Annotated in this window: 11 protein-coding genes; 8 read left to right on the top strand and 3 right to left on the bottom strand. The window is 29.3% G+C overall.

Translation table 11 applies throughout. From position 1 onward, the window contains the following. Positions 1–366 (bottom strand): DUF5685 family protein (locus AB2369_RS07380; RefSeq protein WP_367665837.1); only part of this gene is annotated, 366 nt, incomplete at its 3' end. A gap of 217 nt (positions 367–583) precedes the next feature. On the opposite strand from AB2369_RS07380, the gene AB2369_RS07375 reads away from it, so the two are divergent. After that, a complete protein-coding gene (locus AB2369_RS07375) occupies positions 584–916 on the top strand; it encodes a hypothetical protein (protein WP_367665836.1) in 333 nt (110 codons plus the stop codon). A 127-nt stretch (positions 917–1,043) separates the two neighbouring features. On the opposite strand, the gene AB2369_RS07370 is transcribed toward AB2369_RS07375, so the two are convergent. After that, on the bottom strand, positions 1,044–1,523 hold the full coding sequence (locus AB2369_RS07370) for a QueT transporter family protein (RefSeq protein WP_367665835.1): 480 nt from the start codon (positions 1,521–1,523) through the stop codon (positions 1,044–1,046). Positions 1,524–1,682: 159 nt separating this feature from the next. On the opposite strand from AB2369_RS07370, the gene AB2369_RS07365 reads away from it, so the two are divergent. Further along, complete coding sequence (locus AB2369_RS07365; RefSeq protein ID WP_367665834.1) at positions 1,683–1,925, top strand: hypothetical protein; 243 nt, start codon at positions 1,683–1,685, stop codon at positions 1,923–1,925. Between the two features lie 79 nt (positions 1,926–2,004). On the opposite strand, the gene AB2369_RS07360 is transcribed toward AB2369_RS07365, so the two are convergent. Beyond that, positions 2,005–3,480: a nicotinate phosphoribosyltransferase gene (locus AB2369_RS07360; RefSeq protein ID WP_367665833.1), complete on the bottom strand. Its 1,476-nt coding sequence runs from the start codon at positions 3,478–3,480 to the stop codon at positions 2,005–2,007. A gap of 180 nt (positions 3,481–3,660) precedes the next feature. Between AB2369_RS07360 and AB2369_RS07355 the strand changes: the two genes are divergently transcribed. The 6 genes from AB2369_RS07355 to AB2369_RS07330 form a co-directional block, all read left to right on the top strand. Then, entirely contained in the window at positions 3,661–5,664 is a 2,004-nt protein-coding gene (locus tag AB2369_RS07355; RefSeq protein WP_367665832.1) for an ATP-dependent helicase, read from the top strand. A gap of 132 nt (positions 5,665–5,796) precedes the next feature. Further along, positions 5,797–6,102 (top strand): hypothetical protein, encoded by a 306-nt coding sequence (locus AB2369_RS07350; protein WP_367665831.1) that lies wholly within the window; start codon positions 5,797–5,799, stop codon positions 6,100–6,102. 98 nt (positions 6,103–6,200) lie between these two features. After that, a complete protein-coding gene (locus AB2369_RS07345; RefSeq protein ID WP_367665830.1) occupies positions 6,201–8,165 on the top strand; it encodes a cell division protein FtsA in 1,965 nt (654 codons plus the stop codon). A 134-nt stretch (positions 8,166–8,299) separates the two neighbouring features. Next, complete coding sequence (locus AB2369_RS07340) at positions 8,300–8,791, top strand: Csac_0668 family 2Fe-2S cluster-binding (seleno)protein (RefSeq protein WP_367665829.1); 492 nt, start codon at positions 8,300–8,302, stop codon at positions 8,789–8,791. Between the two features lie 161 nt (positions 8,792–8,952). After that, complete coding sequence (locus AB2369_RS07335; RefSeq protein WP_367665828.1) at positions 8,953–10,140, top strand: M20 family metallopeptidase; 1,188 nt, start codon at positions 8,953–8,955, stop codon at positions 10,138–10,140. A 77-nt stretch (positions 10,141–10,217) separates the two neighbouring features. After that, a partial coding sequence (locus AB2369_RS07330) for a pseudouridine synthase (protein ID WP_367665827.1) occupies positions 10,218–11,145 on the top strand: 928 nt, incomplete at its 3' end.

Raw genomic sequence — 11,145 nt, 5'->3', positions numbered from 1 at the left:
GGATTTAAATAAAAAAGATCCTAAGGATCCCTTTAGGGAGTTATCATCTTCTTTATCATCCATATATTTGTAATATGCTAATGAAACATTAATATGAGCAGCATAATCTAAATTATAAGAGTTGATTATTTTAACCCTATTTTTCAATGGATGTATAGCACATTTAAAAGAGGTGAGATCTTCCTTATTTTCCTCAAGTCCCTCTAATAATATAGCCAGAAAAGTCATATCATAATTTAAAGACATTCTAGGTAGATTGCCATAAAGTTTCTTAATACTATGGCATAGACCACAATAGTAAGATTTAAAAAGTTCATAGTCTTTTATTTTAAGTTCAGGTTTAAAGGGTTTAACATAGCCAAACATTTTAATCTCCTTTTAAGTAAATAGAAATAGTCTATAGAAAATTATATCATAAGAGGATCTTATTTTAATAATATATTTAGAGTTTAAAATATGAACTTTGTATTTACTTTAGGTTAATAATAGAATTGAAAGAAAAATTCATCATTTACTAATTTTCAGAAATATGTTAGACTATAATTAAATATTGTGAATATATTAACAAATAGGAGGGGTATTAATGAGCAAATATAAAGTTGGAGATGAATTGATAATTATAGAGAATATAGACGATGAAAAAAATAAGTTAAAAGATATGAGTGAGTTAAAGGTTAATGGGGATTATGCAAAAATATCTTGGGGACTTAAAATAATAGATGTGGAATATGAGAAGCCTAATGTGACATTGACTTATAGAAATGCTTTTGGAGAATTAAATAAGGTTTTTGCAGTGTGCAAGGATATAGAAAATTTTGATGAAGAAAAGGTCCTTGAAAAGGCCTTATTGAAAGCTTTCCAAAATGAAATTATGGACATAACAGTTTATAGAAATCATAACAAGAAAAAGAGATAGAATATATTATTATACTAAAAGGGCTGTGGCATTAAGAATAAATACTACAATATATTGTGCTAATTTTAAATTTGCAAATTAATATATCGTATGTAAATTCCTTAGTGCCACAACTCTTTAATTTACCTTAGAGTTTCAATATATCCATAAGTTTCTCATTTTTTAAGAGAGACTTAAAGATGAAATAACCGGCTATAGATACTACTACGAATTCCCCAAAAGCCACAGAAAATGCAGAAGCTATAAAAGGAAGATTTAAAACATAATATAGTTCTCCTCCTATTATTAATGCATTTACAATAACAGGCCATAAAGTAGAAACAAATAGATTTTTAGTAAAACTCATAAGAGTTACAGCAATAGCAGTAGCTAAAGTTCCTAGAATTATATCTAATGGTCCTAAAGCACTTCCTAAATTTCCAATAAAGCATCCTAAAATAAGTCCTGGTATGTACTTTCTATTTATAAAAGCTAATAATGTTAAAATTTCAGAAATTCTAAACTGTACAGCTCCATAGCTAAAGGGAACAAATATAGTAAGAACAGCGTAAAGCGCTGCTATTAAACTATTTAAAACCAGAATTTTTAAAAACTTAGAGTTTTTCATACTTTCCTCCTTATAATTATAAATAATCTTTAGTTCTTACAAAAATGTATTATAACATAATTATGAGTATAAACAAAAAAATAATAACAAAAATAAAAACAAAAATAAAAAAAGTTATTAGAAAAGACTGAAAATATTTACAAATTCATCTTTAAAAACATGAGGAATTTTACTATAATGTGTTTATGGTCTATTATTAAAAATAAGGGGGTTATAAAAATTAGTCAGTGTCCATTTTTATCAACTTCAAAAGAAAGTATAACTTGTTTTAATAGTTGTCCCTTCCGTAAAGATAATGAAGAGTGTCCATTTAAGGTTTTTATTAGTGAAGAATCCTTAAAATTTAAAGATAGCTTAGAGTTAGATATAGATTACGATAATTATCATGGGATAACGTGGTAGACTTAAAGATAAGAAAGATAATTACTAAAGATTAAAGGCTTGTAGATAATAAATTTATCTACAAGCCTTTATAATATATTTAACTTTCTTTATAGCTATCTGAAAACTTATGAAGAAGATTTTGTTTTAAATTCCAAAGATCATTGGATAAATCAACATAATAAGTATGTGGATTCTCAAATCTTAAAACTTCTTGCCATAGTTTTTCACTTTCGTTTTTGGCAAAGTTTTGTATTTCCATAACTGGAGGACTAGAGTAAACAGGTTTACCTTGTTTAAATATTGGAACAAGAAGATCTTTTACATAGTAGTTAGTGATTTTTTTTCTTTTCCATGTAAATATAGGGTTAAAAATTTCAAGAGGTTTACTCTCATCTATAGTTTCATAGTGCATTGCTAAAAGATCTGCAATAGCCATATGAGTATCCTTATCAAAAATTCTAAAAATCTTTTTAAATCCTGGATTTGTTATCTTCTCTTCATTTTCACTTATTTTTATCTTAGGTAATATAAGCTCATCCTCTTCAATAGCACTAAGCTTATATACTCCACCAAAGACAGGTTCAGATTTTGCGGTAATTAATCTCTCCCCAACTCCAAAAGAATCTATTTTAGCACCTTGAGACAATACATCAGATATGATATGCTCATCTAAAGAGTTAGAAACAATTATTTTACAATCCTTATAACCAGCATTATCTAATAGAGCCCTACATTTTTTGGTTAAGTAGGTTATGTCACCACTGTCTATTCTTATAGCTTTAGGTCTAAGTCCTCTAGGTTTTAATATCTCATCAAATACTTTTATAGCATTAGGTATACCAGATCTTATTACATTGTATGTATCAACTAAGAGAGTACAACTATCAGGATAGGTCTCTGCCCAGGCTTTAAAGGCATCATACTCTGTAGGGAACAGTTGGACCCAGCTATGAGCCATAGTACCAGAAGTTGGAACATCAAACATTTCCTCAGCGATTGTGCAGGCACTTGAAGAACATCCACCAATAATCGCTGCTCTTGCTCCATATATAGCACCATCATATCCTTGAGCACGTCTTGAACCAAATTCCATAACAGGTCTACCCTCAGCGGCTCTACAAATTCTATTAGCTTTAGTTGCTATAAGAGTTTGGTGATTTATAGTAAGAAGTATCATAGTTTCAACAAACTGGGCTTGAATAATAGGTCCACGGACAACTACTAAAGGTTCATTTGGAAAGACAGGATTTCCTTCAGGAACAGCCCAAACATCACAACAAAACTCGAAATTTTCTAAATAATCAAGAAAGTTCTCAGAGAATACATTCTTATTTTTTAAATAAGTAATATCATCCTTAGTGAATTTTAAGTTAGATAAATATTCAATTAGTTGCTCCACACCTGCCATTATACAGTATCCACCACCATCTGGAACTCTTCTAAAAAACATATCAAAGTAGGCTATCTTATTTGCTACATTGCTACTAAAATAACCATTTCCCATAGTAAGCTCATAAAAGTCAACAAGCATTGTTAAATTTCTTTCATTTCTTACATCAAAGCTAGTATTCATATCAAATCTCCTCTTTAAGGTTTAATAATATCATTATATATTGTAATACCTTAAAAGAATTATTACAATATATAATGATATTATGTTAAATCAGTCTATAAATATGTTACGCATATGTTTGAATTTTAATTCAACTAATGGTCAATAATTACAGTATAAATTTAGAAAAGAGGTCAGACTATGAGGTTAGACGAATACCAAAGAGCTGCTGTGGAGAGTAATTTTAAAAATACTCTAGTGGTTGCAGCCCCAGGTAGTGGTAAAACCACAGTTATAATAAATAGGGTTTCATATTTAGTAAATAATTTAGGGGTAGATCCAAGAAACATATTAGTAATAACTTTTACTAAAGCAGCAGCTATTAATATGAAAGAGAGATATGAAAGGATAAAAAAATGGGGACAATCACCCTTCTTTGGAACCTTTCATGGACTTTGTTATAAACTCTTATTAAGATATTACAAAGAAATAAAAATTATAGAATCTAAAGATACTTATAAGTTGATATCTAGTAGTTTAATGGAATTCACAGACTCTGTATGTGAAGATAAAATAAAGGAAGTTATAAATAATATATCTCTTCATAAATGTAGTTTTAATAGTATTGAAAATTTCAAGGGAACTATAGACAAAGAGGTATTTATTAAGGCTTATGAAAACTATGAAAGTTATAAGAGTTCTAAAGGACTTTTAGACTTTGATGATCTTCAAATACAGCTTAAAAAGTTATTAAATGATAATCCTAGTATTTTAAAAGGATATAGAAATATATTTAAGCATATTTTAGTTGACGAGTTTCAAGATTGTGATGAACTTCAAATAGATCTTCTTCAAAGTCTTGGAAAAGAGGGAGAGGTATTTGCAGTAGGTGATGAGGACCAATGCATCTATTCTTTTAGAGGCTCTAAACCGGAATGTATGGTAAACTTTCATAGGTATTTTCAAGAGGGAGAAAAGATTTACTTAAAGATAAATTATAGAAGCAGAAGGAATATAGTTAATACTTCTAAGAATTTAATAACTAATAATACTTTAAGAAATTTAAAGAACATAGAAGGTAACAAGGAGGATGAAGGAAATATTATAAAGTTTAATCCCTTCGATGAAAATCTTCAGTGCAATGATATAGGAGATAGGGTAAAAGAATATAAAAAACTTAATGAAGGTAAATACAGTGATCATGCAGTGCTTTATAGAACAAATTTAGAAAGTAGGAGTCTAATAGATGCTTTTATAAGAAAAAAGATACCTTTTCTATTGTTAGATAAGGAGTATAATTTTTTTAATCATTTTATATGCAAAGATCTTATTTCTTATTTGAAGCTATCTATAAATCCAAGTGATAAGGAAAGTTTTTTAAGAGTAATAAATAAACCTTTTAGATATATAAGTAAAAGTACCTTAGAAAAGGTGAGAAACCATCCCTATGATGAAAATGTGTTTGATACCCTAGAGAAATACCAAGATATGAAGGCTTTTCAATTAAAAAATATGGATAGATTAAGAAAAGACATAAATTATTTAAATAAAATGAATCTAAAGGGAGCGGTGGATTTTATATTAAGCGATCTTGGATACATAGATTATATAAAAGAATATTCTTTAAGATTTAAAAGTGACTTTGATGAATTAGAAGCAATTATAGAGGAATTTAAAAGTTCCTTAGAAGAATTTAATTCCATATTAATGTTTTTAGTACATGTAGAGGAAGTGGAAGAGGAGATGAAGAATAGCTCTAAGGTTAGGGGGGATGAGGATAGGGTTATATTTTCTACCATTCATGGAGTTAAAGGAATGGAGTTTAAGAATGTCCACATAATCAATTGTAGTGAAGAATATATTCCCCATAGAAAATCTAAGGATGAACTTGAAACCTTAGAAGAAGAAAGAAGGCTATTTTATGTAGGTATTACAAGGGCTATAGATAATCTTTATCTTTATTCACCAAGAAGAATAAAGGGAGATTTTATAAAATCCTCTCCTTTTATAGAGGAGTGCAAAATAGAAAATAAAATTGACTACTCCGGATATGAAGAGGGCATCTGTGTTACTCATAAAATATATGGAAATGGAACAGTTGAAGAATTAAAAGATGACATTATAAAAATAAAATTTAATGATATAGTTCGAAGTTTTAATTTTAATGTACTTATAAACAATAAGCTAATAGATAGAGTGAAATAAGGTTTTCAATTATATATATATTAAAGGAAAAAGAATATATTAATTGAAAGAAATAAATAAATATGTTATATTATTTTTAAAGATTGTGTTATATAATAATTAAGGGATAAATGTTGAAAGGAAGAGATATTTATGGGAGCAGTTGCATTTAAGAAAATGTGGGAAGACGTAAATATGTTGATAAATGAAGAGAATAACATAGACTTAGAAATAGTAGATATATTTAGTAGTGGATTTGTTGTTAATTCAAATAATGAAAGAGTATTTTTAACTAAAGATCATTTTGTTGATTTTTGGTGCAATATGCTATACTATAATAAAGTTTCTAAAGAAGAGATGATAAAGAGTAAGAATAGATATATGGCTTATATATATGATATAGTTAAGCACTTACCTTATATAACAGAAGGTAAGGATGAACTTATATTAGTTGACTAAAATATTGAATATTAAAAAATAGTATTATATAATTTTAATAAAGGCTCATATTCAGGGTAGAATATGAGCCTTTAAATTTACAATTAAGAGGGTTGATTATGGTGAATGAACTAATATTTGCCTTAGATATAGGAACAAGATCAATTATAGGCACAGTAGGAAAAGTAGTAGATAATAAATTTCATGTGGTTTATGAATGTTATAAAGAACATGAGGAAAGATCTATGGTAGATGGACAAATCCATGACATAGATTTAGTGGCTAAATCAGTTAAATTTGTAAAGGATGATATAGAAAAAAATATAGGAAAAACCTTAAGTAATGTATCAATAGCTGCAGCAGGAAGATTTCTAAGAACTGCTGTAAGTAAAGCTTCCGTTGAACTTAATGAAGACAATGAAATAGATAAGGATAGTATAAGAAGTTTAGAGCTTACTGCTGTAAAGAATGCCGAAGAGTCAGTTTTCTCATCTTCTAAAGGAAAGCTATATTGTGTTGGATATTCAGTGAAAAATTATTATTTAAATGGATATTTAATGTCTAATCTTTTATCTCATAAAGGGGAGGAAGCTTCTGTTGAGGTTATAGCTACATTTCTTCCAAGGTCTGTAGTTGATTCCTTATATGCAGTTATGGATAAGGTAGGTTTAACAGTTATAAATATAACATTAGAGCCTATAGCAGCTATGGAGGCTGTAATACCTAAAAGTCTTAGACTTCTCAATATAGCCCTTGTAGATATAGGAGCAGGAACTTCTGATATAGCTATATCAAGTTCAAACACAATTAGTGCCTATGGCATGGTACCTATGGCAGGAGATGAGATTACAGAAGCTATAGCTCAAAATTATTTAGTTGATTTTAATATGGCAGAGAATATGAAAAAACAGTGTTTAACTAAAGATGAAATAATATATACAGATGTCTTAGGCCTTGAGAATAAGGTTAATAAAGAAAATATATTAAAAGTTATAGAGCCTGTAGTTTATAAAATATCTCATGAGATAGCTGTAAAAGTTTTAGAACTTAATGGGGAAAAGCCCCCTAATGCATTATTTTTAGTAGGAGGAGGTGCTCATACCTTAGGAATTAAGGAGGCACTTAGTAAGGAAATAGGACTTCCTATAGAAAGAATTGCCATTAAGGGACGTGAAGGGGTAGCAGATTGCCAAAGTGAAGATAATTCTTTAGGTAGTATCGGAGTAACAGTACTTGGAATAGCTTTGGTATCTATGAAAAATTTAGGCAATGATTTTATTGATGTAGTCCTTGATGGCACCGTAGTTAGCTTATTTAATTCCCATAAGAATAAGGTTATGGATGTGCTTCTTCAAGGAGGAGTTAATCCTAAAGTCCTTATTGGTAGAAATGGTAAGAATTTAAAATTTAAAATAAATGGAGTAAACAGAGTAGTATTTGGTACCTTAGGAGATAATGCTAAAATAAAATTAAACGGTAGAGAGGCATCTTTAGAAGATGAAGTTAGAGAAGGGGATATAATAGATATTATACCAGCCATAGATGGGGAAAATGGAGCTAGCAAGATAGTAGATCATGTAAATAATATCTATTCCACTAGATTTATATTAAATGATGAAGAGACAGAGCTCACTCCACTAAGCTTTTTAAATGGAGAGAGGGTATCATTATTTAAAGAAATATTGCCTATGGAAGAAATAGAAATAATATATCCTAAGACTATAGGAGATCTTAAGAAATATTATTTAGATAATAAATATGAAGTATTAAAAGATAAAAAAGAACTAGATGATAATTATGAAATAAATGAAGGGGATTTACTTTATTATGCCTTTGAAAAAGTAAATACAGAGACTATTGTTTCTAAGGAAGAGAAACATGGAATTGAATTAAGAGTTATAGTCAATGAAAAGAATACTATATTAAAAGGCAAAGAAGAATATGTCTTTGTTGATATATTTAACTTTATAGATTTTGATTTATCAGAGGTTAAAGGGAATATAGTTTTAGAGAAGAATGGGAAAAAATCTAGCTACTATGATGTTCTTAAAGAAGGAGATATTATAAGAATATATTGGAGATAAAGAAATATAGTGTATAGAAATAAAACTTTACATAAGAATATTTTTACAATATATTAAGATAGTTTAATATGAGGAAGCTATTAGATATATATTTAATATAATGATAAATTAAAAGATAGATTATGGGGGTAAAAATGGGAATAGAAGGTTTTGATAAATGTTGCTCCGAGAATAAAAAGGAATCCTCTTGTAGGAGTGAAAAATACAATTCATGTCCTGTATGTGAAAAACAGGGTAACATTGTAAAAAACATTACAGTAAAACATATGGTACTTGAAGAATTAATTGAACAAGTTGGAGATGATTATTATTTCTTATGTATGAGTGAGGGATGTGATATTACTTACTATAATACAGAATCTAATATAAAATTTAATAAACAGCAATTAAAAGTACCAATATGGTTTAAAAAAGATTCAAATCCTAAATATGTTTGTTATTGTAGTAAAGTTACCGAAGCAGAAGTAGTAAATGCTGTAGTAAAAGATGGAGCTACTAATATGAGAGAAGTTTTAAAAATTACTGGAGCAATGAATAACTCACAATGTGAAAAGAAAAATCCCTTAGGTAAGTGTTGCCATCAAATAATTCAGGGTGCAATAGATAAAGGGTTATTAATAAAATAATGAAAATTTTATAATGGGACAGTTTTATTAAATTGTGCATTAATTATAATAATAGAATAGATTAATTATATATTACATAGGTTGTATGTAGTATATAGAAGTAAGTAATTATAATAGCTTTAGTGTATCCTAAATGAGATATATAAAGGAGAGATAATAATATGAGTAGTAATATAGATTTTTATAGAGAAGCATTAAAGATAGAAAAAGAGATAATAGAAATAAGAAGAGACTTTCATCAGCATCCGGAAATTGGATTTGAGGAGTTTAGAACTAGTGGTAAGATTAAAGAGTTCTTAGAAAAAGAAGGAATACCTTACAGGGAAGTTGCAGGTACTGGAGTATGTGCAATTATAGAAGGTAAGGAAAAAGGTAAAACTATAGCTCTAAGAGGAGATATTGATGGACTTCCTCTTGAAGATAAAAAGGATGCTAGTTATAAGTCTAAAATAGAGGGAAGAATGCATGCTTGTGGTCATGATGCTCATACTTCCATACTTCTTGGAGCGGCTAAGATACTAAATAGTCATAAAGATAAGATAAAAGGAAATGTAAAACTATTGTTTGAGCCAGCAGAAGAAACTGTTGGGGGAGCAAGATTTATGATAAAAGAAGGAGTTCTAGAGGAACCTTATGTGGACTGTATTCTAGGGCTACATGTGGCAGAGCAGATAGAAGTAGGAAAGGTTGGCATTAAGTATGGAGTATTTAATGCAGCTTCTAATCCATTTACTATTAAGATAAAGGGAAAAGGAGGCCATGGAGCTCATCCAGAGGATACCGTAGATCCTATAGTAATAGCCTGTCATGTGGTTACAGCTCTTCAAACTATAGTTTCAAGAGAGATAGCACCAGTATATCCTGGAGTAGTAACCGTTGGAGCTATACATGGAGGTACAGCACAGAATATAATTCCTTCTGAAGTAGAGATTAAAGGAATTATGAGAACTTTAACAAATGAGCATAGAGAACTTGTTAAAAGAAGACTTGTGGAAATAACAGAGGGAATATGCAAGGCTATGAGAGGAGACTCAGAGATAGATATAGAGGAGAGTTACCCATGCCTTTATAATGATGATAAGGTAATGAATCATTTAAAAATTTCAGCAGAGAAGGTTTTAGGAAAAGAAAATATTAATATTTTAGAACATCCAAGTATGGGAGTAGAGAGCTTTGCATATTTTTCTAATGAAAGACCTAGCGCTTTTTATTTCTTAGGAGTTCAAAACAAGGAGAAGGGCATAGTAAATCCAGCCCATGGATGCTATTTTGATATAGATGAAAAAAGTCTTGCTTTAGGAATAGCAATACAGTGTACAGCTGCATTTGACTATTTGACAAGTAACTAAAATAATATTATGCTTATAAAATGGGCGCTTTATGTAAATATAGCGCCCGAAAAAATCAAGAAGTAGGAGTGGTTGACTTGAGAATAGTAATTGGACCCAATGAAGCAGCTCAAAGGTTAGATAAATTTCTAAGAAAATTATTAAAGGATGTGCCTTTAAGTGCTATATATAAAGCTCTAAGAAAAGGGGACATAAAGGTAAATGGTAAAAAAGGAAATGAAAAATATTCACTTTGTGAAGGTGATGAGGTTTTTATAAAGTATATACAAACTGATTCTTCAGAAAGAAAGAAAGAAAAAGCAGAAGAACTTAAAAAACTAAAGGATATCAATACGAATTTTAAGGTCACTTATGAAGATGAAAATGTTTTATTAGTAGAAAAGTGGCCGGGAGTCCTTGTGCATTCAGATAAAAAGCAGGGAGATGTAACCCTTACAGATTATGTTTTATCATATCTTCATGAAAAGGGAGATTATACCCCAGAGAAGGAGATAACATTTACTCCAGCTCCTTGTAACAGATTAGATAGAAATACTTCAGGAATAGTTATGTTTGGTAAAAACTTTGAGGCTTTAAAGAACTTAAATGAAATGATAAGAGATAGAAGGGTTCAAAAATACTACGTAGCTTTAGTTAGAGGAAGAATAAAGGACGGTATTTATACTGGGTACATAAGTAAGAATGAAAATAATAATGTTTCAAAAGTCTTTGATACAGAAAAAGCTAATAGTAAAGAAATTGCCATGGAAGTAAAAACTATACAAAGTAATGGACTATTCTCATTCATAGAAATAGAATTAATTACAGGAAGAAGTCATCAACTTAGAGCGCATTTAGCTCACCTTGGAAATCCTATAGTTGGAGATGAAAAATACGGTGAGGCTAAGCTTAATAGTTTCTTCTTTAATAAATTTGGACTAAATTATCAATATCTTTATGCTTATAAGGTTATTTTTAGGGATTGTCCAGAGAAATTTAGTTATCTTGAAAACAAAACCATAGCAG

It is taken from the genome of Clostridium sp., from assembly GCF_040797585.1.
GTDB lineage: Bacteria > Bacillota > Clostridia > Clostridiales > Clostridiaceae > Clostridium_Z.
Note: the sequence above shows the minus strand (reverse complement) of the source record. Positions and strands in the feature narration are given on the sequence as shown.